Annotated in this window: 23 protein-coding genes and 1 pseudogene; 12 read left to right on the top strand and 12 right to left on the bottom strand. The window is 44.5% G+C overall.

The window, feature by feature from the left end:
- Window positions 1-147 precede the first annotated feature (147 nt).
- On the top strand, window positions 148-357 hold the full coding sequence (locus RH949_RS00730; RefSeq protein WP_044205817.1) for a sodium/glutamate symporter: 210 nt from the start codon (window positions 148-150) through the stop codon (window positions 355-357).
- Window positions 358-383: 26 nt separating this feature from the next.
- A pseudogene (locus RH949_RS00725) lies at window positions 384-524 on the top strand (sodium:glutamate symporter); the annotation flags it as partial.
- A gap of 91 nt (window positions 525-615) precedes the next feature.
- On the opposite strand, the gene RH949_RS00720 reads toward RH949_RS00725, so the two are convergent.
- The 4 genes from RH949_RS00720 to RH949_RS00705 form a co-directional block, all read right to left on the bottom strand.
- Entirely contained in the window at window positions 616-1,194 is a 579-nt protein-coding gene (locus RH949_RS00720; protein ID WP_006099769.1) for an Npun_F5749 family FMN-dependent PPOX-type flavoprotein, read from the bottom strand.
- 101 nt (window positions 1,195-1,295) lie between these two features.
- Window positions 1,296-2,108 carry an alpha/beta fold hydrolase gene (locus tag RH949_RS00715; protein WP_006099797.1) on the bottom strand — a complete coding sequence of 271 codons (813 nt, stop codon included), beginning with the start codon at window positions 2,106-2,108 and terminating at the stop codon, window positions 1,296-1,298.
- Between the two features lie 70 nt (window positions 2,109-2,178).
- On the bottom strand, window positions 2,179-2,634 hold the full coding sequence (locus RH949_RS00710; RefSeq protein ID WP_006099885.1) for an NUDIX hydrolase: 456 nt from the start codon (window positions 2,632-2,634) through the stop codon (window positions 2,179-2,181).
- Between the two features lie 267 nt (window positions 2,635-2,901).
- Entirely contained in the window at window positions 2,902-3,723 is an 822-nt protein-coding gene (locus RH949_RS00705) for a hypothetical protein (protein ID WP_446351621.1), read from the bottom strand.
- Window positions 3,724-4,146: 423 nt separating this feature from the next.
- On the opposite strand from RH949_RS00705, the gene RH949_RS00700 reads away from it, so the two are divergent.
- Together RH949_RS00700 and fmt are read left to right on the top strand one after the other, a co-directional pair.
- On the top strand, window positions 4,147-5,028 hold the full coding sequence (locus tag RH949_RS00700) for an OmpA family protein (RefSeq protein ID WP_006099766.1): 882 nt from the start codon (window positions 4,147-4,149) through the stop codon (window positions 5,026-5,028).
- Between the two features lie 80 nt (window positions 5,029-5,108).
- Complete coding sequence (gene fmt / locus RH949_RS00695) at window positions 5,109-6,104, top strand: methionyl-tRNA formyltransferase (protein WP_446351620.1); 996 nt, start codon at window positions 5,109-5,111, stop codon at window positions 6,102-6,104.
- Between the two features lie 151 nt (window positions 6,105-6,255).
- Here fmt and RH949_RS00690 read toward each other — a convergent pair whose 3' ends face one another.
- Both RH949_RS00690 and RH949_RS00685 read right to left on the bottom strand, forming a co-directional pair.
- Window positions 6,256-6,717 carry a pentapeptide repeat-containing protein gene (locus tag RH949_RS00690; protein WP_446351619.1) on the bottom strand — a complete coding sequence of 154 codons (462 nt, stop codon included), beginning with the start codon at window positions 6,715-6,717 and terminating at the stop codon, window positions 6,256-6,258.
- A gap of 290 nt (window positions 6,718-7,007) precedes the next feature.
- Complete coding sequence (locus RH949_RS00685) at window positions 7,008-7,463, bottom strand: hypothetical protein (protein ID WP_006099866.1); 456 nt, start codon at window positions 7,461-7,463, stop codon at window positions 7,008-7,010.
- A gap of 108 nt (window positions 7,464-7,571) precedes the next feature.
- On the opposite strand from RH949_RS00685, the gene RH949_RS00680 reads away from it, so the two are divergent.
- Together RH949_RS00680 and RH949_RS00675 are read left to right on the top strand one after the other, a co-directional pair.
- Window positions 7,572-8,537: a YihY/virulence factor BrkB family protein gene (locus RH949_RS00680; protein WP_446351618.1), complete on the top strand. Its 966-nt coding sequence runs from the start codon at window positions 7,572-7,574 to the stop codon at window positions 8,535-8,537.
- Window positions 8,534-9,007, top strand: coding sequence for a DUF4112 domain-containing protein (locus RH949_RS00675; protein WP_006099891.1), 474 nt, complete (start codon window positions 8,534-8,536; stop codon window positions 9,005-9,007). The genes RH949_RS00680 and RH949_RS00675 overlap by 4 nt, the downstream gene beginning before the upstream one ends.
- Here the strand turns inward: RH949_RS00675 and RH949_RS00670 are convergent.
- Window positions 9,004-9,807, bottom strand: a complete 804-nt coding sequence (locus tag RH949_RS00670) for a hypothetical protein (RefSeq protein WP_044205812.1) — start codon at window positions 9,805-9,807, stop codon at window positions 9,004-9,006. The two genes, RH949_RS00675 and RH949_RS00670, sit on opposite strands and share 4 nt — an antisense overlap.
- Window positions 9,808-10,163: 356 nt before the next feature.
- Window positions 10,164-10,967 (bottom strand): hypothetical protein, encoded by an 804-nt coding sequence (locus RH949_RS00665; RefSeq protein WP_006099863.1) that lies wholly within the window; start codon window positions 10,965-10,967, stop codon window positions 10,164-10,166.
- Window positions 10,968-11,426: 459 nt separating this feature from the next.
- On the opposite strand from RH949_RS00665, the gene RH949_RS00660 reads away from it, so the two are divergent.
- Both RH949_RS00660 and RH949_RS00655 read left to right on the top strand, forming a co-directional pair.
- Window positions 11,427-12,461, top strand: a complete 1,035-nt coding sequence (locus tag RH949_RS00660) for a hypothetical protein (protein WP_006099671.1) — start codon at window positions 11,427-11,429, stop codon at window positions 12,459-12,461.
- 945 nt (window positions 12,462-13,406) lie between these two features.
- Window positions 13,407-14,186 carry an ABC transporter permease gene (locus RH949_RS00655; protein ID WP_006099771.1) on the top strand — a complete coding sequence of 260 codons (780 nt, stop codon included), beginning with the start codon at window positions 13,407-13,409 and terminating at the stop codon, window positions 14,184-14,186.
- 243 nt (window positions 14,187-14,429) lie between these two features.
- Here the strand turns inward: RH949_RS00655 and RH949_RS00650 are convergent, their stop codons facing one another.
- Both RH949_RS00650 and mutS read right to left on the bottom strand, forming a co-directional pair.
- Window positions 14,430-15,068: a hypothetical protein gene (locus RH949_RS00650; RefSeq protein ID WP_006099798.1), complete on the bottom strand. Its 639-nt coding sequence runs from the start codon at window positions 15,066-15,068 to the stop codon at window positions 14,430-14,432.
- A gap of 568 nt (window positions 15,069-15,636) precedes the next feature.
- Window positions 15,637-18,357 carry a DNA mismatch repair protein MutS gene (gene mutS / locus RH949_RS00645; protein ID WP_446351617.1) on the bottom strand — a complete coding sequence of 907 codons (2,721 nt, stop codon included), beginning with the start codon at window positions 18,355-18,357 and terminating at the stop codon, window positions 15,637-15,639.
- A 490-nt stretch (window positions 18,358-18,847) separates the two neighbouring features.
- Here mutS and RH949_RS00640 point away from each other — a divergent pair, with 490 nt between their 5' ends.
- The 4 genes from RH949_RS00640 to RH949_RS00625 all read left to right on the top strand — a co-directional run bounded on the left by RH949_RS00640 (window position 18,848) and on the right by RH949_RS00625 (window position 23,612).
- Complete coding sequence (locus tag RH949_RS00640) at window positions 18,848-19,732, top strand: leucine-rich repeat domain-containing protein (protein WP_446351616.1); 885 nt, start codon at window positions 18,848-18,850, stop codon at window positions 19,730-19,732.
- A 181-nt stretch (window positions 19,733-19,913) separates the two neighbouring features.
- Window positions 19,914-21,458 carry a leucine-rich repeat domain-containing protein gene (locus RH949_RS00635; RefSeq protein ID WP_446351615.1) on the top strand — a complete coding sequence of 515 codons (1,545 nt, stop codon included), beginning with the start codon at window positions 19,914-19,916 and terminating at the stop codon, window positions 21,456-21,458.
- A 181-nt stretch (window positions 21,459-21,639) separates the two neighbouring features.
- A complete protein-coding gene (locus RH949_RS00630; RefSeq protein WP_446351614.1) occupies window positions 21,640-22,977 on the top strand; it encodes a leucine-rich repeat domain-containing protein in 1,338 nt (445 codons plus the stop codon).
- 59 nt (window positions 22,978-23,036) lie between these two features.
- Window positions 23,037-23,612, top strand: coding sequence for a Uma2 family endonuclease (locus RH949_RS00625; protein ID WP_446351613.1), 576 nt, complete (start codon window positions 23,037-23,039; stop codon window positions 23,610-23,612).
- 156 nt (window positions 23,613-23,768) lie between these two features.
- Here the strand turns inward: RH949_RS00625 and RH949_RS00620 are convergent, their stop codons facing one another.
- Together RH949_RS00620 and RH949_RS00615 are read right to left on the bottom strand one after the other, a co-directional pair.
- The gene (locus RH949_RS00620) at window positions 23,769-24,614 is read right to left on the bottom strand and encodes a dual specificity protein phosphatase family protein (protein ID WP_446351612.1); all 846 of its coding nucleotides are present in this window, start codon (window positions 24,612-24,614) and stop codon (window positions 23,769-23,771) included.
- A 321-nt stretch (window positions 24,615-24,935) separates the two neighbouring features.
- The gene (locus RH949_RS00615; RefSeq protein WP_446351636.1) at window positions 24,936-25,529 is read right to left on the bottom strand and encodes a Uma2 family endonuclease; all 594 of its coding nucleotides are present in this window, start codon (window positions 25,527-25,529) and stop codon (window positions 24,936-24,938) included.
- Window positions 25,530-25,585: the final 56 nt, after the last annotated feature.

Here is a 25,585-nt window from a genome sequence, read left to right as displayed (position 1 = left end):
GCTTCGGCTTCGCTCAGCCCACCCTACGGTATATCAAGGGTTTTGGCGATCTTATAATGCAAATTTTCAGTGCCATTCTACCTAGTACAACGATTGGCTGGCTGAAAGGCAGGATAAAATCAAACATTACGCATACTTTGTTTTTCCATGCTTAACCTTAAAGATGCTTTTTTCGCCTTCATCTTGGTAGCACTCCTCATTCTAGTGGGGCGGTTCATTCACCAAAAAATCCGTTGGATACAGAAGCTGTACATCCCCGAATCCATTGTCGCGGGTTTGGTGGCGCTGGTATTGGGACCCCAGGTTCTGGGTGCGATCCGATCCCAATTCACCCCTAGCCAATGGCGTCTTCCCTGAATCCATTTGGGCGGTGTGGTCACAGTTATCTCGCCCCTCGCGTGATTCCTTCCTACTGGTTTGAACGGGGGCTAGGTGATTTGGGACAATCGATGGGAGTCACTGCAACGGGTATTTTATTATTGCAAATGGTTGACCCTGACAATCGATCCGGCATTTTTGCTAGTAATTTCTCATAGTTAGTCTGAAAGAGCCATAAAATATAGCAACCGCCAGGGCGGTTAGGACGCTAGAAGCGGTTTGGTTATGCTTAAAGATTCAGGGATTGATCGCTTGCTGACTCCATTGGCGATCGCACTCTTGAGTATAACGCCATCGGTTTTGCGGATCACCGCGCAATTCCAGGTGATCAACCTCTACAGGTTCGAGCAATAGGAGGCAGAAATTGGGCAACGGTTGCTCGGAATCAGGTGGCGGTTGGGAAAACGCCGGATCACCTTCTACTCTGGGTTTACCCGGATTCGACCAAGCAAATTGCACACGCGCTGCATCAGAAAGCCCTTGCCAGGTTGTTTGACGCTCATTTTTTAAAGTCACTTCGGGATAATCTTCTCCTATCAGGATAAGCCGACCTTTTAACCGAAATTGTTCGCGAGTATTGGGAAAATACCAGCAAATTTCTGCCCCAGGATTAGGATTAATTTGATTAACTTTCTGGCTGCGCGAATCGGTGATAATTTTTAAGTAGTTATCGAAAAAGCCCCTAAACACAACCGTGCGATTAGCCGGATACCCATCTGGACAAATAGTTGCCAGTTGAAAGTACCGAGCATAAGGTAAGCTGCGGTTGCGATGAAGGGCGCGAGATAGGGGAACTCGCCAAGGAGCAATTGACATTGTATGAAATGATGAATGATACCAAATCCGGCTGGGCAAGTGCGTCTATCATACCCATAGTTATTGGGAAGGGAGTATTAGCCTCCTACTCTCCTACCCTTCTACTGATATTTAACAAAATAATCAATATGCTGAGCGACAATTCCCGGTACGGTTTCCGCTAGGTCATTTCCAGCTTGGTCAATCATCTGTAATTTAGTATTAGGGCTATGGTTGGCATAAGCTTGAGCGTGATCAATCACTTCAAGTGAGTCTTGTTTTCCTTGAAGAATCAGCGTAGGGATGTCTAACTTGGGTAGATGTTCGTGTAATAATTCCCCTTGAATTTCCACCCGCCGTCGCCGGAACAACAATTGACAAGCTGTTGGGGATTGCAGCAATTGTTGTCGCTGTTTTAACGCTCTCTCAATATCTTTGTGACGCCCAAATAACCGCGCCAGAGGTAAGAGCGATCGCAGGATAGTATAGGCAAGGGGAGGACGTCCGACTAACCACTTCCGCCACTGCCAAGTTTTCCAGTCTCCATCGTCTCGAATGCCTTCAGGCGCTAATAACACTAATCCCTGAACCTGTTCCGGGTGACGCAACGCATAACTAGCGGCAATCCAAGCGCCTAAAGAATGACCAATCAGGTAAACTTGGGGAAGGTGTAACGCCTCAATGAAGTTGAACAAACACTCAACCTCAACCTGAATTGAGTAGTGCAGTTTCGGCGTTTGGGAGTCACCAAATCCTAATAAGTCAAGGGCAAAGCAATGATAATCTTGATGGAGGTACTCAATTAGGGGTAGCCACTGACTACTATCGCTCCAAGACCCGTGTAAAAATATAAGAGTGGGTCCTTGTCCCACTTCACGCCAAAAGACTTGCCCCAAAGGTAGCTTAATTCGGGAATTCCGTAAGGTTAAATTCATCCTAGTTGCCAGGTGTTTCCAAACTCAACACTTAAAGTAGCAGGCTCTGTATAGCTCTCAAAACTTAAAATTAGGCAACAGTGGTTTTACCATCAAAATAGTCCTGCAACTGTCGCCCATGATCATGACTCAGGTTGCCCATCGGGATCGCTGAACGCTTAAAGGCTTGAACTGCCGTAATTTCCCACTCATCGTGTATCTGCATCGTTCCCTGAACCTCCGCTTCGACTACAACACAAACCGAATGAACTCTAGGATCGCGATCGGCGGCTGAGTAGATTCCCACCAATCGGCGAATTGCCAGCAACTCTAGTCCCGTTTCTTCTGCCAACTCCCGCCGCACGGTTGTGGGAATGTCTTGACCCCAATCCACCATCCCTCCAGGTAATCCCCATTTTCCGTTATCACGACGCCGAATCAGTACAATTTGTCCATCAGGTAAAACAGGGATAATACTTGTACCGAGGACTGGATGGCGGAAAATAATCCCCAATACCGTTTGGACAAAATACCAAATACGACCCATGGATTCAGATGGTTATGGAACAGGTAAATGACTGACTACAAACTGTTATCATAATCTGATTCTTACCCGTCCAGACATGATGGGCATCATTGAAAATTCCTGCCGTGCTGGTCTAGGATGGGGCAAACTGGGTTGGATAGTGTAACACGGCTAATATAGACAATCCCCAGGTTACCCCCCCTGACACTTTCGCTTGAATAGAATAGTAGAGGCAATTTATGAATTGCCCCTACAGCTAAGATGGCTTGTGCCAACGTTCTTTTCTCTTTACCAACGTGCTTGCGGTCCCGTCCAAACTTGGTTAACCACTTGACCGTACACAATCGGTTCGTCGTCAAAGGCGAGGTTGGTTTCACCTTGGAAATCAACGGACAACACGGGCCAACGCTCTTCACCTAGTTCACCGACGCGAAACAGAACCTGATCGGGATGGGTTTGACTCCACCCCAATAACACAGCATGGGTATAGTCAATGGGTTCAGGGGCGACGGTATACGTGCGATTTTTCTGGCGATCCCAAATCACCGCATAATCCGAAGCAAAGGATGTACTGAACAGCCCTTCAAACTGTCTTGCTAAAAGGCGATCGCTAGACGGAGACCAAGACACGGGGAGCAAAATGGCGAATGTTCCTGGCATATCCGCATCTTCATTACTGACTAAAGGATTATCAGATAAGGGAGATGATGCCGTAAGCGTTTGCAAATCTCCGGTCTGCAAATCTTCTAGGAACATCACGCTGGTAACCCGGCTACGATAGAATTCAGGTTGCCCTTGCATGGAAATGCGGCTATAGGCAGCATATTGACCGTCTGGAGAAATCAATGATTGGCTACGGTAGTAGCGTAAACCAACGGTATCACTCGCCGCTAGTTCCGCTTGAGTCGTCAACACCCAATTCCACGGGACGGGATGAGGACTATCGAGAGGATCACTCTGCTCTACGGTCTCAATCATATCGGGAGCAGTTTCTTCAGTCACGTCGGGATTCGCTAGAGAAGAAGACACCGATGGATCTATTCCTAGAGGGACATGGGTGGGTTCAGGCGTATGAGCCTGTTGAGCTTGGGTAGATACGTTAGAAGTCATCAGTAGCCAAGGAGCGAACAGTAACAGGTATGGTTGTGAATAAAACCATCTGAATAAGCGGACTATTATTTTGAACATCGATATAGGTGAGGTTGCTAAACGGTGCGTCTTGTGTGAGGAGCAACGTTTTGGGAACTATGGCAGTGTGCTTTAGTCTATGTATATCAAGCTAAGGAACCCTACAACTCAACCTTTTTACGAAAGTTTTCACTTATGCCTGGAGATTAGGGATTAGGGAAAAGTTTTGAGTTTTGAGTTAACTCCCCCATCTCCCTCATCTCCCTCATTTCCCTCATTTCCCTCGTCTCCCCGTCTCCCTTGTCTAGTTAGAGGTGGTGATAAACTTCTGGCAAGTGGCATGATCGAATTAATGGATGTATTGGTGTTATTCTTCTAAGGTCTGAATAAAATTCAGGAAAATCGGTGATTCAATCCGCTAATTCAGCAGACAAAACGACTTCTGCCTCTGTGAGGTCTCAACGCCCTTGGTTTCTCGTTTTTATATTCCGAGTGCTATTATTGGGCGTCAGTGGCGGCTTAGCCCTAATTTTGGGCATTGTCCTTGCCACGTTCTATCCCAGAACCAACCCAGAAAAACCCTTTTTCCTCAAAATGGCAAGCCATTTTGAAGAGCAGATGCCAGTCGTTTCTCCCCATACTACCCCAACATCGATACCAGAACCGACAGGTTCGCCACCTCAACTTACTCCTGTACAGAGACAACAGGTGCAAGCCCAGCTTACCCAACTGCAAGGTCAACTGCGATCATTGAGTGAGGGAGTTGCCACCTTAGAAGTCCAACTGGGCAGTAGTCGCCCCAATGAATCCTTAGAAGCCCGATTGCAAGCGATCGCGCTGCAACTTGAAGGCGTTCAACCTCCCCCTGAAGAAGCAACATCCAATGGGAATAATCCGAATGCCACTGTAATGGCAGCTTCATCGGACTCATTCGGTTCTAGCCAAACCTTGAAGGTGACGTTACCGAGTGATGTTTTATTTGAGGGCAACAACAGCCTACTGCGTCCAGAAGCAGGCTTGATTTTAGACAAAATTATTGCAGATTTACGTAACTATCCGTCAAGTACCATCCGCATCGCCGCTCATACAGATAGCCAGGGTGAACCTGAGGACAATCGCGAACTGTCATTTCGTCGTGCTAAAGCTGTGGAGCAATATTTCGCTCGTGCTTTGGGGGATGACTACCGCTGGTTAGTTGTCGGTTATGGTGAAATTCGTCCCCTTGTGGCAAATGATACCGATGCGAATCAGCAACGCAATCGCCGAATTGAAATTTCTGTTGAGTAAAATTGTTATTCGTCATACTCGCTATCGCGAGAAGCAAGCTACGTCATTTGTCATTCGTCAGTTTTTGCCTGAAAGTTAAAATGAACGTTATTTTCTTCGGTACGCCTCAATTCGCTGTACCTACTTTAGAACGCTTAATCAACCATTCAGAATTTAATGTTCTGGGTGTAGTAACTCAACCCGATAAACGTCGAGGGCGGGGAAATAAACTATCTCCTTCACCCATAAAAACCTTGGCGCTAACTCATCAACTGCACGTCTGGCAACCCAAACGGGTGAAAAAGCATACAGAAACCCTCAGCCAACTCAAACAAGCTGAGGCAGATGTATTTGTCGTTGTTGCTTATGGACAGATTCTGTCTCAAGAAATTCTCGATATGCCCAGACTCGGCTGTGTGAATGTCCATGGTTCACTGTTGCCGAAATACCGGGGAGCCGCCCCAATCCAGTGGTGTTTGTATCAGGGTGAAACTGAAACTGGCATCACTACCATGCTTATGGATGCTGGAATGGACACGGGACCGATGTTACTGAAGGCTCACACACCCATTGGGCTATTAGACGATGCCCATCAGTTAGCTGTAAGACTGTCAGATTTGGGGGCGGATTTGTTAATCGAAACGCTGCTGAAGCTAAACCAAGGGGATGTTCAACCCATCGCCCAGGATAATTCCCAAGCTACTTATGCACCTTTGATTCAAAAGTCGGATTATGCTGTCGATTGGTCACAATCTGCCATAGAAATACACAATCAAATCAGAGGATTTATACCGAATTGTGTCGCCTCATTTCGGGATCAATCCCTGAAAATCCTGGCAACTGCCCCTCTGGGAGAGGCTTACTTTCCCCAGTTACCTACAGATTTCAAGATTTCGGAGCAACAGTGGTTGTCTGTAAAGGAAGCCTCTGGGCATCCCGGAGAAGTGGTGAGTATTATTAAGGGAATGGGACCGATTATTCAAACAGGTGAAGGATTGTTGCTACTGCGCGAAGTTAAGCTAGCGGGTAAACGCGCTCAGTCTGCTTGGGATTTTGTCAATGGTATGAGGGTAGCTGTGGGAGAGGTTTTAGCATAATCAGCGAGAAGTAAGAGGAGGCGATTGAAATCGCTGCTACACAAACAAAGTCCGCCTACGCGGACTAAGGAGAAAATGAAAGCAAAGGTAAACCATTGCGGGGTTACCTTTGCTTACTCTGCTATTTCAGAGCAGGAAAGGAGTCAGTTGACTAATACCAATCTGGAACGACGTCTTCTGCTCCTTCACCCCCTACACCGATGCCTGTGTAGAATATGTCAGCATTACTGATGGTCATATCCTGCATTGATGCGCCATAGACGTTGGCATCGTAAATCGTGGCTTCTGTAAAATCAACCCGGTTTAAATTCGCTTCTTTCATATCCGCATTGGTGACAAAAGCGCCTGTCAAATTCGCCCCTGCCAAATTTGCCTCGCGTAGATCAGCACCTTCAAGGTTTGCGTGGCTCAGGTTAGCACCTTGCAGATTTGCCTCTCTTAAGTCAGCGCCAATCAGATGGGCTCCTCTGAGATTGGCTCCCGATAGATCGCAGTTTGCACAGGCTCCAGTGGATAATAACTGTTGCACATGAAGTGGATTTTCAGCTTTGACGGAGCTAGCGAACACTAGGGGAGTCAGTAAGGTTATCATTGCTAGAATCTTATGTTTCATAAGTTCCCCCTTTATTTTCAAGTTTTTTCCGTTCTTTACCTCACAATTCTATTATCTCATTAAATGAGCCGAAATGTAAATTATACTAAGGAGCTATACTAAAAAATCAAGGTTTCTTCACAGAAGCAAGTTCCGGTGAAAAATACTCCTTAAGGATGAAAGGGATTCTCTCGATAGTCCTTGCTATTCTATCCAGAGACCTAATCATGCCTCTGCCTGGAGGTGGGGATCTGATTACAAAATTGTTACCTTTTTCATGAATCAGCCGAGAATTCTGAATGATGAATCCCTCATTTTTCTGCCGTACCCCGTTGTTTGGTCAACTGGTCAATTGTATCGCCAATGACTGCGGTTAAGCTGTTGCGGGTTTGGGCGTGATTGGCTTGCTCAATTTTTAAGGCATTGATCAGGCGATCGCGCTCCATCATCGCCTCGATCAGTTTTTGTTGCACCTGTTCTAAAGTTTGCAGTTTTGCCACCTCCTGTTCAATAGCAGAGGTAGCGTCGGGATCTTGAGCTTTGAATTGAGCCTTCTCCTGTTGCAGTTGCTGAACTTCAAGTGTGAGGGCGTCGATCTGTTGTTGGGCGAGTCGGGCTTCAGTGCGGCGTTGCTGGGCTTCAGTATTGTAGAGGCGACGCCAGTTAGCCGCAGATTCATTAGCAGCATCGCGATCGCGAATACTATCAGCGAGTTGCTGTTTCAGTTCCTTGATTTCGGCTAACCATTGTCTGACATCGTTGCTCATCGCAGACTGCTCCTGTAGGGGTTTCTGGACAAATAGGGAGTTGTGTAGATCCCTATACTGACTCCTGTTTATATTTAAGGATCAAAAAATTTGGCACAGTAAGGGTGAATGATACTGCTAGCCCACCCATTCTTTATGCTACGTCCCCGTCTACTCCGTTTCTTACATTTTTTTCGTTATCTGAATCTGGCAACCCTGAGAATCACCGTCAGTCGTGCCTTAAAACATCGGCTCTTGAGTTTGTCGTCTCAGATGGCATATAACGCCATGTTAGCCCTGTTTCCCGCAATTTTGGTGATTTTCACCGTGATTGAGTTATTCAAACAATTTTTCCCTTGGACGAATCCAGCCGATCAACTCGGTGAAGTCGCGCCAGAGCAGGCGATGGAACTGATGCGTAATTTTGCCGAAGGAATTAACCTCACAGACAATCGCGGTTTATTTTCCTTAAGCTTTATTATGGCAATTTGGGTGTCTTCCGGGGCGCTGAATGCGGCGATGAATGCCCTTGACCAAATTAATCAAATTTCCTCAGAAAAAACTCGACCTTTTTGGAAAGCTAAGTTAATTGCTATGGGGTTAACCCTAGGTAGCGTTTTACTCCTCTTCATCGCCTCATTTATCTTGTTTATTAGTAACTGGGTGGTCAACTTGGTGGAATATAAAAGTATTGTCGTCATCTTGTTGACCCTCTTACGGCTTTTAAGTTGGTTGATTGCCTTAAGCTTGGTTGCGATCGTCTTTGCGATTATCTACCGCTTTGGCATCAGCCACTGGCGTCAGGGAACCCCGATTCTACCTGGAGCCGTTTTAGCTGCCGTATTATGGGCGATTGTATCTGGCGTGTTTCGGAATTACGTGGCGTCGAATTTCAGCAATTATCACAAAATTTATGGTGCTTTGGGGGCAGTGATTGTTTTACAGCTTTGGTTATACATGACATCTCTGGTAGTTTTATTAGGAGATCAACTTAATCTTACAGTAGGAGAGGCAATGCAAGCGGCTAAAGAGCGCTCAATTGAGAAACCTGAGTTAAAAGCAATATCTGAGATATCCGAATCCAAAATCCAATGACTCATAATTCCAAAACGTCTACTCTCCGGCGTCTGCGTCGGTTAAGCCATCTGCTCGACAATGCCATTCCCATTCCGGGAACATCATGGCGTTTCGGTCTAGATCCTGTGTTAGGTTTGTTACCCGGGGCAGGTGACTTTTTAGGCACAGCGTTCTCTGCCTATATTGTACTCGAAGCAGCACGGATAGGCATCCCGCGATCGCTATTAGGACAAATGGTTATTAATATTCTTTTGGATACAGTCATCGGTTCTGTTCCCATCGTGGGCGATATTGCTGATGCAACCTGGAAAGCAAATGCTAAAAATATCGAATTGCTGGAAACGTATTGGGATAGTCCTCAACCTGAAAAACAGACGGATTGGTTTTTTCTGGTCTGCCTTTTGCTAGGGTTACTTATAGCCGTAACCATTATCGCTACTCTTAGCTTGCTGGTCATCAAAGGATTTTTGGCAGTCATAAACTTTTAAACAGTGGCATAAAATATACACTCCGGTTCCTCATTACTATAGATATAGTCATAGTCAAACGTCAAAAAATCCAGATTACAGCTTATTGAAAATCCTAAATTTAGGATTATTTGATGGGTAAAAGTAGATAAAACTAATTCAATAAGTTTCTTGTCAGCAATATTGGGCTGCTTAATATAGTAATCACGCTTAGCAAAAAATACGTTTTCATTTTTCGGTACAACAATTCCATTAATTCGATGAGAATATTGGATAGGCTTAATATAACTTCGGATAAAACTTTCTTGATTTTTCTGAAGCTGATACAATCGCTCATGTTGTAGCCAGCTCATCTGAAACATCATTTTGATCACTTCACAGCCCAAAATATAATTGAAAAGATTATGACGTTCTTCTGGACTGTTAATCAGTCGCAGCACAAACTCTAAATAGAGTTCGGGCTCTTTTTGTAAGGTTTGTGCTGAATGAATACAAAATTGTTCGATATAGCTGTTTAACACCAAAGGATTGAGTTCTTTTTCAATACAGAATTTTCGCAAATACTTGGTGACTAGCTGAAGGCGGATTCGATCTTGCAAAATCTCCTCCACCAAACTATCAGCTACATAATCATCTAAAAAACCCGTCAACTCAGCTTGTATTTCTGGTGACGTCGCGCACATTAAATAACAAAGGGACATAATATGCTTTCGCTGATCTGAGGGAAGAGTATTTGCCCATTTTTTCACAGCTAATGTAATCTTCTCTAGGACGCCAATCCCTTGAGTTTCTTCTAGACTGTTCGAGTTCTTGGTTAGCATCGTTGAAACTATCATAAACAACGGTTTTAGCGGTCACGGTCGGGGAAATAATCAATTTAACAGCATCTTTGCGGATCTGCCAACTAATCGCTTACAGGGGTAACGGCTGTATTAACACACCCTGCTACCGTTAAAGTCCCCCTACCCCCCTCGTTCCCGGAGGACAGAGGATGCGAGAGCTTTTTTTGCATGGGGGAGGACAGAGGATGTTTCACTTTTGTTGCCGGGGGGAGGAGAGAGGATGCGAGAGCTTTTGTTGCAGGGGGGATTTAGGGGGATCAAACGTATCTCATAAGAGCGGAAAGTGCTGTATCTGTTCCGTCTTCGCTTTGATTACAATTCTTAAAAAAGTCCGATCAGCAAAGAAAAATGCATTCTGGTTCTGAGTTAAAAATAGAGTCATAGTCAAACATAACAAAATCAAGATTATGGCTAATAAAAAAGCCAAGGTTACTGACTTGAGCGGTCGTAAAAGTAAACATTAGTAATTCAGTTAATTGTTTGTTTCTAATATCCGGCTTTTTGATAAAGTAATCCCGCTTCGCAAAGAAAAGGGTTTCGTCTTTAGGGACAACCAGACCATTCAAGCGATGGGTATGTTGAATGGGCTTAATATAATGGTTAATAAAATATTCCTGATTTTTCTGTAAACGATAAAATCGCTCATGTTGCAGCCAGCTCATTTGGAAAAGCATTTTGATAATTTCACTACCTAAGATGTAATGAAACAGATTATTTCGTTCTTCGGGATCATTAATGAGATGGAGAACAGACTCTAAATACTCGATGTCGCGATCAGGTTTGGTGCGTAAGTCTTGGGCAGAATGAACGTAATACTGTTTAATATAGCCTTTTAAGACAGTATTGGTTAGTTTTTGATTAATATGTAGTTTTTTGAACGAGCGAGTTACCCAATCTTTAGGGGCTTGCTCTTGGAGGAGTTTTAAGACTAAGCTGTCTGCCGTATAGTTATCTAAAAATTCTGCTTGTTTCTCTAAGGGAACCGTACAGATTAAATGGCACAGTGATAAAACATAGCGTCGCTCTTCCCAGGATAAATTATTAATCCATTTAAGAACTTCTTGAGGGATGAGTTCAAAGATACTTATAGTCTTTAGGTATTCGGAATCAACGGGAATTGTAGGGTTTAATGTAGTCATAACCTGAAGCTTTTATCATTAGGGAAACAACAAGACTCTATTCGCGATCGCGTGAGGATGATTCTCTTCCTAGAGATACTACCGCAACCTAGAAAAATCAACCCCTATTTATCTTCAGTCGCCAGCCTCCTATCCGAGTGCAGCGCTGTCATTGGTTTGCGATCGCCTTAAGTTGTAAGGGCGTGAGTCATGATTTTTTGACATAAGGCGATTAAAATCGCAGCTACACAAACAAAGTCCGCCTGCGCGGACTGGATTATAAAGAGGGTAGTCAACCCGGATTTGATATCAATAGGCATAGCATAATTGATGCCAAAAAAGTGAGCTGAATCCTTGCCGATTGGCATATCTTGTGCATTCCCCGCACCTGTCTCACCCCTATTACTCTAGTGGTGGCGTCCCTCTATAATTTGAGAAGCTGTAATCACCCCGTTTGATCGCTCGACGATTAGCATCCCTATGGTTGAAATCCCCGAATCCACTGCCGAACTCGCGGCTGTCCTCGAAGAACCCGTTGATTTAAATTTCCAGCTTCCTGATCCAGAGGATGAGGATATTCAGGAGTACGATTTTCAGCAACTTGTCGATAATGCTTGGCGAGTGTGCGATCGCTTCGACTTACAAACCGAGATCTGGCGCGGGCGGATTCTGCGTGTGGTGCGCGATCGCGAGAAAAAAGGCGGTGATGGGCGCGGTACGGGCTTTCTCAACTGGCTGAAAAGTCGCGAAATTAGTAAAAGTCAGGCATATTCCCTGATTGAACTGGCAAATAGTGCCGATACCCTCCTCGCCGAAGGCAAACTTAACCCCGATGCGATCCGCAATTTCAGTAAACGGGCATTTGTGGAAACTGCCAAATCTGCCCCTGAAGTTCAACAACTGGTTAGCGATAAGGCGCAACAGGGCGATCGGATCACGCGGCGTGAGGTGAAGCAGCTAGCCGATGAATGGACAGCCATGTCCTCAGAGTTACTCCCTGATGAAGTCAAGGAAAAAGCCTCAGCCGGAACCATGCCCGCCCGTTATCTGGCACCGTTAGTTAAAGAAATGGAGAAGTTGCCAGAACTCCATCTGAAACCGCTACAAGAGGAAGTGGCGGCAAATCCTGATGTGGATACGGTGAAACAAACCACATCAGACGCCCGTTTCTTGGCAAAATACCTCGACGCCGCCGCCCAAGTGCAAGCGATTCAACACTCGTCGTTGGATATGGAATTGGCACTGCAGGAAGCCCTGCGCCTAGATTGCTTAAATACGGCGGCTGATTTAGTTAAACAGGCATCTGTGTTGGAACAAAGCGTGGGTAAACTTTACACCACCTGGAAACGGCTGAGTAGCCTATCCGACCGATTATACGTCGATACTGGAGCCAGTACCCCTCATCTGCGATCGCTCCTCAACTGTCTGGATCGTCTCACCAATGACGTGATTGAAGTTCCCCTCGATGAAACAGGCGAACAGATTGTGCGTCTGAAGCTGATGGTGGATACTTGAGATATTCCATCTTCGCGATCGCGCCCCTGGGTGATGCCATCCAAACCCTTGGGGTGTATTCTCTTTGCGGCTACGTTTAGCTGTTTACCATTACACCCAGATAGATATTGTAGGGGCGCACAGACGTGCGCCCGATTCAAAACTATACCGAAGCCAAACTCATAGTAGAGGCGGACTTTGATCACATAGATCATTGCTGACTATCACTCATTCTTCACCAAACAAATCACCGATTTTCTAGATCGATACCACTGTATTTATCCAAATCCTAGAGGAGAATGAGAGTGTAGGAAAAAACCTAAACCTATAGTTAGTGAATCAAGGAGATTGTGGCTATGTTAGAACTACTGATTTTGATGGCTTACTTAGTCGGCTGTTTTGCCTTTATCGAAGCGCTATTTGATAAAGAGTTCGATGGTTCTCGCTAACGTTGAACACAGACAAGCGTTTAAGGCGAGTGAAGCCAAAAAAAGACATTTTCCTGTAAAGTTATACATTAACGCCAACATGAAAACCAACATCAGGCGTTCATACTATTATTTAAGGGGGATGAACCCAATCAGAATGCACCCTAATCCCCCTGCTTGACCCCCGCTAGATGACGGAACTAGCGGGGGTTTTCTTTGGTATAAGCGATGTTTACTGCTTGTCTTGATCTCCAAAAGCGAAGATTCCCTTAAATAGCATCAGTAGACCCCCGGCTAATATCGCGATCGCGAACCCGCCAATGACTAAATCGAATATGTGATTATCCACGCTGGTTTTCCTACTCTTCCTGCAAATGCTAGCGTAGAGATCGTCATTCGTCATTTGTCAGGGAACAGGAAACAGGGAACAGGAAACAGAATTTATGTTCAGATACTTATTGCTTTATGGTTGCTTTTTGAGCGGTGGTATAGTTATCGTGCATGATGGCGGTGGTGATACAGGAGATAGAGTCTCGGTGTGAACTCATTTATTCAACTTGACCCCATTGATTTAGTTTGGGGATTGGGCATGATGGCAATCGCCATTGGTTTATCTAGTTGGCAGGGTTTAGGATTGGAGTTATCGTTAGCGATCGCGACAGGGCGAACGGTGATACAGCTTTTGGTGGTGGGGTTTTTTCTGGGAGTTGTCTTTGCCTTGGATAACCCCTTGGCAGTTTTAGCCGTTTTACTGGTAATGCTAACCATTGCAGCAATTACCGCCCGTAACCGGATTGGCAAAAAGATTCCCCGACTATTCTGGGTTGTATTCGGTTCGATTTTCTTCTGTAGTGCCTTAACGTTAATTTATACCAATCTACTGATTATTCAACCGGACACCTGGTATCAGCCCCAGTATCTAATTCCCTTGGGTGGTATTGTTTTGGGTAATGCCATGAATGGATCGGCGATCGCAGGTGAACGGTTGGTGAGTACAATTACCAGTAGTCGCTTAGAAATTGAAACCCACCTGAGTTTAGGTGCTACCCCGCAACAAGCCGTGGCGGGATACCGCAAAGATGCTATCCGCGCCGGATTGATTCCTACCCTAAATCAAATGATGGTGGTGGGGATTGTCACATTACCGGGAATCATTACAGGTCAACTTTTGAGTGGTATTGACCCATTAAATGCGGCATCTTACCAAATTTTAATCATGTTTATGATTGCGACAACTAACCTCACCACGACAATCTTGGTGACTCGGGGTATTTATCGTCAATTTTTCAACGCCCAAGCCCAGTTAAAACTTCCTTGAAAATGACGGGTCTTCCGTAGTTAGTGTGCTAAATTGTTAGTTTGATTTGCCGGAATATGGGACAGCAATAGCTTTAACCAATTTTACCCGGATTTCAAGAGAGTTTTGAGGCGGTGAAAAGCGGCAGTCCTTGTGTGGCAAGCTTCCTGGTTCATTAAAGCTGATAGTTTAGCCCACTAAGTCCGGAAGACCCGTTCTTTCCTCGTGTTTCATTGACTCTACCTTAAATTCCTCTGACTCTCTCTAATTCACAAAGACTTGACCATCTTCTTGAATTCTCAGTACCCCTTGATTACTATCTAACGTTGTTTCTTCTTCAAACGTAACCTCCAACTGCCCAGTTTCATCAGCAGACATGGGAATCATCTGAATTAAGCCATCATCCTGACGAACGGCGGTTATCGTAATCGGCGTGGGCAAGTTTTGCAGGAGAATTTCTTCTCCACCTGACAAATATCGACGATCCGTCTGTCCGATAGCTTGATAAGAAACAACAGCATTAGTGTTATTTTTCAGTCGCACATCAACCGTACCGTTTGTGGGTGTAATTCGGGCAACTGCATCACTGCGTACTTCAGGTAGAGGGGGTTGAGACACACTTGTAGGCGTTGCAGGCGTCATTTGTCTATTTAGCATTTGACCGCCTCTACCCCTCTGTGCTGCTGCATTCTGCGGACATCCGGGTGGAACCATGCGTGTACTATTATAGGGTTCTTCGTAGTAGATTCCCGGACAAGGATTGACTTGAGCTAAGGTAGAAAAAGGTGCGGCTGATGCTTCTAAAATCGTTGCTGGTAAGCTAATTAGAACACCACCGACTATCGCTCCTAATAGTCCGGCATTTTTGAGATTACTTAGATTATTCTGATGTTGTTTTGTCATGAAAACCTCTTTTAAAATTATCTATGGACGATAGTTTTGCCACCAAAACTAAATTTACTGACTTGTTTGAATTATCAGGCAAGACTATTTTACGATCCGTAATAGATCCGTAACAGCTTAAGGTATACGAATACTGTTCGCGCCAGAACCGAGTTGCCTCTGATTTTCGTTGTCCACCTAACAACTTAACCGCTTCTATTGACCGTTTCATCTGCCTAGGGAAGGGCATAACCTTCTATCGAAAGTAGGAGTTTTCTATAAGCCTAAAGGATAAAATAAAACTAAAATCACTGAATTTTATCGGAAAATCCGTATATAAAATCAGTATATAGGAAGATGTCAAAAAAAAATATTTAAGTAGAGACGCGCCATGGCGCGTCTCTACAATGGTGCCGAAAGTCCTAATCGATGTGTCTACTGCTATAAATTCGGAACATCAATGAAAAGTTTGTATAAATTGATAGGATTAGCTACCCCGTTATAACCTAGTCCGCGCAGGCGGACTTTGTTTGTGTAGCCGCGATTTCAATCGCCCCCCTTAAAAGGGTGTGACTCTAGAATCAGGCTATCATTCGGCAAAAATATCTAACTGCTGTACCGATGTGTCTGGCGTAATCGTTTCAGTATCCTTGGCTTTCTTGCCAATACCTTTCCGCAATCCCATGGCAATTTTACTGTGCTTTTCAATTTGCCCCATCACCTGCTTTGCCCGTTGAATCACAGCCGGGGGTAAACCCGCCAGACGCCCTGCTTCAATTCCATAAGACTTATCCGCCCCGCCCGGTTGAACTTGGTGTAAAAAGATAATTTCATCGGGCAATTCTTTCACCGTAACCTGATAATTGGCAACATTCTCTAAAATAGACGCCAGTTCGTTTAATTCGTGATAATGGGTAGCAAAAATTGTCCGTGCTTGAATTTCCAGAGACAGATATTCCGCCACCGCCCAAGCAATAGATAACCCATCAAACGTGGCGGTTCCTCTGCCAATTTCATCTAATAAAACTAGGGACTTATTGGTGGCATGATTTAAGATATTTGCCGTTTCATTCATCTCCACCATAAACGTGGATTGACCCGTAGCTAAATCATCAACCGCGCCAACCCGAGTAAAAATGCGATCGCAGATTCCCAATGTCGCCGATGTCGCTGGCACAAAACTCCCCGTCTGCGCCATAATTTGAATTAATCCCACTTGGCGTAAATAGCAACTTTTGCCACTGGCATTGGGTCCAGTGAGGATAATTAAATCGGGACGTTGATGATTCTCTGTCTTGGTCTTTTCCGCAGATGATGACGTTGACTCCTCCCATCCCAAATACGCCGAATTGGGAACAAAAAACCCGATTGGCAGAGACTTTTCCACCACAGGATGGCGTCCATCAATAATCGTAATTTCCCGCCCCTCTACCATTGTGGGGCGACAATACCCCTGGCGTACAGCAATTTCTGCTAAACCCGACAAAACATCAATCGCCGCCACAGCGCGGGACAGGTTGCGAATTAATTGGGCATAATTCCCCACTTGGGTGCGTAATCCGACAAAAATCTCGTATTCTAAGCGGTTTAAATCATCCCGTGCGGTGAGAATCCGGGTTTCGCGTTCTTTTAAGTCAGGAGTAATGTAGCGTTCTTCGTTGGTTAGGGTTTGCTTGCGGATGTACTCATCGGGAACTTGGTCGGCTTTAGAGCGAGCAATACTGATGTAATAGCCGAAGGTTTTGTTGTATCCTACTTTTAGATTAGCAATACCCGTGCGATCGCGTTCGGTGACTTCTAAGTTAGCAATCCACTGCTGATCTGCTTCCGCCATACGGCGCATTTCATCCAGTTGGTCATTCACCCCAGGACGAATTAAATTGCCTTCCTTTATCTGCAATGGCGGCGATTCCACCAGATGGGCGCGAATGCTGTGTCCTAACTGTTCTAATTCAGGGGGAAAGGTTTGCAAGGCTTTCAGATAGGGCGAACCCCCATACGCCGCAAGTTCTGCCAAGTCGGGTAACTTTAACAAAGAATCCGCTAACGCCACCAAATCCCGTGCGTTCGCGGTTCCTGAACTCGCGCGTCCAGTTAATCGCTCTAAATCATAAATTCCCCGTAATAACTGACGTAAATCTTCCCGCAGTCCGGTATTTTCCGTCAACTCCTGAATCGTATCCTGTCGCGCCCGAATTCCTTTAACATCGAGTAAGGGTTGCAATAACCAACGGCGTAATGCCCGTCCACCCATGGAGGTACTGGTTTGATCCAATGCCCAAAGAAGAGAACCATGAAACGTATTATCCCGCACCGTGGTGGTAATTTCTAAATTGCGGCGGCTTTGGTGATCGAGAATCAGATAATCGGCTAAAGTATAAGTGCGTAAATGTTGCAGGGCGACATAATTTTCCTTTTGGGTTTCTTCCAAATATTCCAGCAATCCCCCCGCCGCCCTAACTCCCAGAGGTAAATGTTCACAACCCATCCCTTCTAGCGATCGCACTTTAAATCGTTCTAGGAGTCGTTGTCTAGCTTCTGAGGAACGGAAGGGGGTTTGCGGACGCAGGCTATAACAAAAGGAACTAGGGAACCAATCCGGTAATGACTCTGAACGTTCCCCTGGACGCAACATACTCCCCAAATCCGGGGCGTTGGTGGGAATCAGCACTTCTGACGGGTGCAAGCGCAACAGTTCCTGTACCAGTAACTCTAAATCCGTGGCTTGAGTCGTGAAAAATTCCCCCGTGGAAATATCCGCATAGGCTAATCCCCAATGATTTCCCGCTATTACCACCGCCGCCAGGAAGTTATTGCGTTTAGCATTTAGCATCCCGGCTTCGGTTAACGTACCAGGGGTAAGAATCCGCGTGATTTCCCGTTTCACCTGACGCCCTTCTTTAGCGGCGATGGAGGCGTCTTCTACCTGATCACAAATAACAATCGCATAACCTTTTTCCACTAACTGAGTGGCGTGGCGTTCAATCGAGTGATGGGGGACACCTGTCATCGGAACTCGTCCCACACCCTTCCCCGCCTCCTTACTGGTGAGGACTAATTCCAATTCTTCAGCCACTCGCCGCGCATCTTGGAAGAAGGTTTCATAGAAATCGCCGACTCGATACAGCAGTACCGCATTCGGATATTGATCCTTGAGTTCAGCAAAATGCTGCATCATCGGCGTTAACTGTTGGCGGTCTACCGTCCGATGATTCATATTTTCCGCCGCCACCTGCTTCGCCCTCTCAGTCGCGCGAACGTCAGTAGCACCGTTGGATTCGGGAGTAGATGCGTTGGAATATCCGCTCATGAACCGTCTTTGATCTGCCAGCAACACTCATGACTTTACCGTAATCTGGGCAGGATTGGCATGAAAGGTTTCTGGGGATTACCGGAGAGTGGGCTGTCCGTCGTTCGTAGTAAGGGCTTTAGCCCTAAACAAATTACGTCGAAGAGAACTAACATCACTCGACCCACTCACCTCAAACCTACACCACCTGGATTCTACCCGTTAACGGTTGGGTGCGGGGCGGGTTTATTGAATTGAGAAGTTTCTCGCCACAAGATAACGGTAAAACCCGCCCCTACGGGTTCACTCATATTTTGATTAAATTGTCAAATTCAGAGGAAATAAAATCAACAGGCAGATTATGCGATCGCCTCTTTAACACTCTAAATCTAAAATCCTGAATCAAAAGGTTATAGGTGGACATATTCTTCCATGTTGAGAAGTATACCAGAAAATTGTGCGATCGCACTTTACCGTTAAGATAGCTATATCTTTGAAGGAGAGAAAGAAAATGGATAAAACGGCTGTCATTGCGCTAACGATTGGTACGTGGATATTAGGATGGGAGGTGGCTCAAGCAGCTAACCCTAGTTTGGGGAGTTCTTTTCAAGAGTGGTGTCTGAACAAAACCCGTTTGTCAGCTGAGGCAAGGAAAACAGTGGAAGTGTTGTTAGAAGAAGCTGGTACGAGTGATTGCAAACAAGCTGATGAAAACCTATCAAGTCGCACTGAGCTTTACCTTGGGTTTAACCAAATAACAGATGTCAGTCCTCTATCTGGACTTACCAATCTGACTGACCTTTCCCTCAGCTATACCCAAATAACAGATGTCAGTTCTCTATCTGCACTTACCAATCTGACTTGGCTTGACCTCAGCAATAACCAAATAACAGAAGTCAGTGCTCTATCTGGACTTACCAATCTGACTGTGCTTAACCTCGGCAATAACCAAATAAAAGATGTCAGTGCTCTATCTGGACTTACCAATCTGACTTGGCTTAACCTCGGCAATAACCAAATAACAGATGTCAGTCTATCTGGACTTACCTCACTGACTGGGCTTAACCTCGGCAATAACCAAATAACAGATGTCAGTTCTCTATCTGGACTTACCAATCTGACTTGGCTTTACCTCAGCGACAACCAAATAAAAGATGTCAGTTTTCTATCTGGACTTACCAATCTGACTTGGCTTGGCCTCAGCGACAACCAAATAAAAGATGTCAGTCCTCTATCTGGACTTACCAATCTGACTTGGCTTTCCTTCGGCAATAACCAAATAACAGATGTCAGTTCTCTATCTGGACTTACTAATCTGACTTACCTTGACCTCGGAGACAATCCCATACCACCGCAAACTTGTCCAGTCAGTTCCCCAGATGTTTGCGAGTTCTGACCCTAATTTAGTAGTGTTTACCGCGATTGGTGCTATTACCGCCTTGTCTACTATCTGTGTCTGAAATACTTAATCGACAGGTTATAGGTAGGCACATTTTCATAGGTAAAAAGTATACCAGAAAATTGTGCGATCGCACTTTACCGTTAAGATGGCTATATCTTTGAGGGAGAGAAAGGAAATGGATAAAACGGCTGTCATTGCGCTAACGATTGGTACGTGGATATTAGGATGGGAGGTGGCTCAAGCAGCTAACCCTAGCTTGGGGAGTTCTTTTCAAGAGTGGTGTCTGAACAAAACCCGTTTGTCAGCTGAGGTAAGGAAAACAGTGGAAGTGTTGTTAGAAGAAGCTGGTACGAGTGACTGTAAACAAGCTGATGAAAACCTATCAAGTCGCACTGAGCTTTTCCTCTACGGTAACCAAATAACAGATGTCTCTCCTCTATCTGGACTTACCAATCTGACTGACCTTTATCTCTACAACAACCAAATAACAGATGTCAGTTTTCTATCTGAACTTACCAATCTGACTGACCTTTACCTCAGCGACAACCAAATAACAGATGTCAGTTCTCTATCTGGACTTACCTCACTGACTATGCTTTCCCTTGGGTTTAACCAAATAACAGATGTCAGTCCTCTATCTGGACTTACCTCACTGACTGTGCTTTACCTCAGCAATAACCAAATAAAAGATGTCAGTTCTCTATCTGGACTTACCTCACTGACTGAGCTTTATCTCAACAACAACCAAATAACAGATGTCAGTCTGTCTGGACTTACCAATCTGACTGAACTTTACCTCAACGATAACCAAATAACAGATGTCAGTTCTCTGTCTGGACTTACCTCACTGACTGTGCTTTACCTCAACGATAACCAAATAACAGATGTCTCTCCTCTCTCTGGACTTACCAATCTGATTTACCTTGAGCTCGACAATAACAAAATAAAAGATGTCAGTGCTCTATCTGGACTTACCAATCTGACTGAGCTTTATCTCAACTCTAACCAAATAAAAGATGTCCGTTCTCTGTCTGAACTTACCAATTTTACTGAACTTTATCTCAACTCTAACCAAATAAAAGATGTCAGTTCTCTGTCTGAACTTACCAATCTGAGGAGGCTTTACCTCGGTGATAACCAAATAAAAGATGTCAGTTCTCTATCTGGACTTACCAATCTGACTGAGCTTATCCTCATCTCTAACCAAATAAAAGATGTCAGTGCTCTATCTGGACTTACCTCACTGACTTGGCTTTACCTCGACGATAACCAAATACCAGATATCAGTGCTCTATCTGGACTTACCTCACTGACTTGGCTTTCCCTCGGCAATAACCAAATAAAAGATGTCAGTGCTCTATCTGGACTTACCTCACTGACTTGGCTTATCCTCATCTCTAACCAAATAACAGATGTCAGTCCTCTATCTGGACTTACCAATCTGACTGAACTTTATCTCAACGATAACCAAATAAAAGATGTCAGTTCTCTATCTGGATTTACTAATCTGACTGAACTTTACCTCAACGATAACCAAATAAAAGATGTCAGTTCTCTATCTGCACTTACCAATCTGGATGTGCTTTATCTCAGCAATAACCAAATAACAGATGTCAGTTTTCTATCTGAACTTACCAATCTGACTGAACTTCACCTCGGAGACAATCCCATACCACAGCAAACTTGTCCAGTCAGTTCCCCAGATGTTTGCGAGTTCTGACCCTAATTTAGTAGTGTTTACCGCGATTGATGCTATTACCGCCTTGTCTACTATCTGTGTCTGAAATACTTAATCGAAAGGTTATAGGCAGACACATTTTCATAGATGAAAAGTATACCAGAAAATTGTGCGATCGCACTTTACCGTTAAGATAGCTATATCTTTGAGGGAGAGAAAGGAAATGCCAAAAACGGCTGTCATTGCTCTAACGATTAGTACGTGGATATTAGGATGGGAGGTTGCTCAAGCAGCTAACCCTAGCTTGGGGAGTTCTTTTCAAGAGTGGTGTCTGAACAAAACCCGTTTATCGGCTGAGGCAAGGAAAACAGTGGAAGTGTTGTTAGAAATAGCCGGCACGAGTGACTGTAAACAAGCTAATGAAAACCTATCAAGTCGCACTGAGCTTGACCTCAAGGTTAATCAAATAACAGATATCAGTCCTCTGTCTGGACTTACCAATCTAACTGAGCTTTCCCTCGACAACAACCAGATAATAGATGTCACTCCTCTATCTGGGCTTGCCAATCTGACAGAGCTTAACCTCTACAACAACCAAATAACAGAAGTCAGTCTGTCTGGACTTACCAATCTGACAGAGCTTTACCTCAGCAACAACCAAATAACAGAAGTCAATCTATCTGGACTTACCAATCTGAGGAGGCTTTACCTCAGCACCAACCAAATAATAGATATTAGTCCTCTATCTGGACTTACCAATCTAACTGAGCTTGACCTCAAGTATAACCAAATAAAAGATGTCAGTCCTCTATCTGGACTTACCAATCTGACTGGGCTTTACCTCAGCAGTAACCAAATAAAAGATATCAGTCCTCTATCTGGACTTACCAATCTAACTTTGCTTTACCTCAGTGACAACAAAATAAAAGATATCAGTCCTCTATCTGGACTTATCAACCTGACTGGGCTTGACCTCGGCAGTAACAAAATAAAAGATATCAGTCCTCTATCTGGACTTACCAATCTGACTTGGTTTTCCCTCGACAACAACCAAATAACAGAAGTCAGTCTATCTGGACTTACCAATCTGACAGAGCTTTATCTCAGAAATAACCAAATAACAGATGTCAGTTCTCTATCTGAACTTACCAATCTAACTAGGCTTGTTCTCAACAACAACCAAATAACAGATGTCAGTCCTCTATCTGGACTTACCAATCTGACTGTGCTTAACCTCAGCAATAACCAAATAACAGATGTCAGTCTATCTGGACTTACCAATCTGACTGTGCTTAACCTCAGCAATAACCAAATAACAGATGTCAGTCCTCTATCTGGACTTACCAACCTGACTGGGCTTAACCTCATCTCTAACCAAATAACAGATGTCAGTGTTCTATCTGGACTTACCAATCTGACTATGCTTTATCTCAACAACAATCAAATAAAAGATGTCAGTTCTCTATCTGGACTTACCAATCTGAGGAGGCTTTACCTCGGAGACAATCCCATACCACAGCAAACTTGTCCAGTCAGTCCCCCAGATGTTTGCGAGTTCTGACCATAACACGGACAGGTGGCGCACCAAAAATTAATTGGAGTTAAATAGGTAAACCAAAAATGACCGCTTATACGATAGACTTCAACCCAATCATTCAGCTAACCGACGACCAATTTTATCAGTTGTGTCGGGCGAATCCAGAGCTTAAATTTGAACGCAATGCCCAAGGAGAATTAATTATTATGCCCCCAACTGGCGGAGAAACCGGAAATCAAAATTTTGAGTTTGGTGCTGATTTAGCGATATGGAATCGCCAAACTAAATTAGGGGTTGGCTTTGACTCTTCCACCTGTTTTAAACTCCCCAATGGTGCTAATCGTTCTCCAGATTTGGCTTGGGTGATACAGGAACGCTGGCAGGCTCTCTCTCCTGAACAACGCACCAAGTTTCCCCCCATTTGCCCTGATTTTGTGGTGGAATTGATGTCTCCTTCGGATACCTTAAAAGACACGCAAGATAAAATGAAGGAATATATCGAGAATGGCGCTCGTTTGGGTTGGTTAATTGCGCCAGGAATGAGACGAGTGGAAATTTATCGTCCTCAGCAAGCTGTTGAAGTTTTAGAGGCTCCGGCTACTCTCTCAGGAGAATCGGTTTTACCCGGATTCATTCTGAATTTAAGCTCTATTTGGTGAAGGTAAATTCAGGAGATCGCACCGTTAATAGTCAGGGAACCTTAACCCTAAACAAATTACATCGAAGAGAACTAACGCAACTCGACCAACTCACCTAAAACCCACACCAACTGAATTATACAAATTAGCGGTTGGGGTCAGGGCAGGTTTTTTCCCTTACCTTGACGTTGAGCGAGGAAAGAGGCGTTCTAAGCTGTCTTGCAATTGAGAGTGGGGATAAATATTGGGCTTTTTACTCCAAATGTAGTCTAAGGTTTGTTGATAAGTCCACTGGGGATTTTTCCAGAAACAATAGGCAACACCTACGGAACCACTGCGACCAATCCCAGCACGACAATTAAGCAATATCTTCTTTTTGCCTTGCTGCACTTGTTCATCAATCCACTGAACAGCGGCTAACAACAATTCATCGGCAATCGGATTCGATGCGCCGTCTAAAGTCCCCATTTTTCTATAAGCAATAGGATAAGATTCGGGAAACATTAAGGTCAATTCCTCCCCTAAATTCAGCACAGCATCGATACCTAGAGATGCCGCTTGGGATGCGGCGATAAAATTGCCGACATAGATATTAGGAAAAACTTCGACAAAATTGGGTCCTTGTGTCCATTGCCTGTCTGGAGAAGGCAGTTCTACTTTAAGGTAACCATTTTCCTGAAATTGTCCTGCCCATTGCCATGTATTTTCGTCATTTTTCAGGCTAAATCGATAGGTAAATTGAAAGTCTCCTGGAGCCGTTGGCATAAATGAGCCTTGGAATACAGAGACTTGCTGGGATTCTTCGGGAGTGTAGGTTAAATTGATACCATGCCAATCCCCTTCACTATTGAATTTGGTTAAAGCATTCGTCCAGATTTGCACAATTAGGTCTTGAGGCGGATGGGGACTCAGAATTTTAACTGTTGCCCCAAAATTCTCCAACATATAAAGCGTGATGTGGGAATGTAAGGAAGGATAAATGTCTTGAATTTGCACCAGTGAAAGATTGGAATTCTGCACCATAGTTTTAATTAATAAATTGCTCTGGCGATTGGAAGTCGCGGCTACACAAACAAATTCCGCTTAACCAGGACTGGATTACAAAGGGGTAGTTAAGCTAGATTTGGTTTGGTCTTAAGGTAAGCTTAAGCTGTCATGCATTTAAATTGGGTATTAGCAGCGAGCAAGATGCTCGCACTACCAGGATTTTGTACTTTATTACAGCGCAAAGAGCTGTAACCCATAAACAAAACCCTGATGGTAGGGGCGGGTTTAGGGACTTAATTCAAATATGCACCAATAAATGTTCAACAAAACCCGCCCTCCCTCACCAATAAGTGAACTTTAAGGGTTCAGGATGACAGTTAAATCGAGGACAAAGCCAGGTAACACATCTTCACCTGACAGTGTAGGTGGTTCGTCAATCGAGAAATTGATTTGTTCTACATCAACAGTCGGTCGATAAATTTCCACCAGGGGGGTTTGGGGGTCAATCAGCCAACCTAAACGAGCGCCATTATCTCGGTACTCTAACATTTTGGCACGTAAGTCTTTAAGCGAATCACTTTCAGAACGAAGTTCAATCACAAAGTCTGGACATAAGGGAGGAAAACGTCGCCGTTGTTCAGGAGATAAGGCTTCCCATCGTTGAAGAATTACCCAGGATACATTGGGACAACGTTTGGCATTATTGGGTAATCGAAACTCAGTGGATGAGTCAAACACTTTTCCCAGTCTGTTTTGACGATTCCATAGCGTCAAATCTGTGGTTAAATCGGCATTCCTAATACCACTTTCTCCACCTGTTGGGGGCATAATGATTAGTTCTCCATCAGCGGTTAGTTCTAAGCACCATTGCTCATTCGCGACACAAAGTTGGTAAAATTGCTCGTCGGTTAGACCGACGGTGGGGGGTACGTTTAGAGTTAGAGTGTCCATCGCTGTGTAAACGAGCTGAATTAATTTTATTATCGGTGATTTTTGGGGCAAAACAC

This window comes from Coleofasciculus sp. A1-SPW-01 (assembly GCF_040217205.1).
GTDB classification, from domain to species: domain Bacteria; phylum Cyanobacteriota; class Cyanobacteriia; order Cyanobacteriales; family Coleofasciculaceae; genus Coleofasciculus; species Coleofasciculus chthonoplastes_A.
The sequence above is the reverse complement of the archived record's forward strand: the minus strand, read 5'-3'. Positions and strand labels throughout refer to the sequence as shown.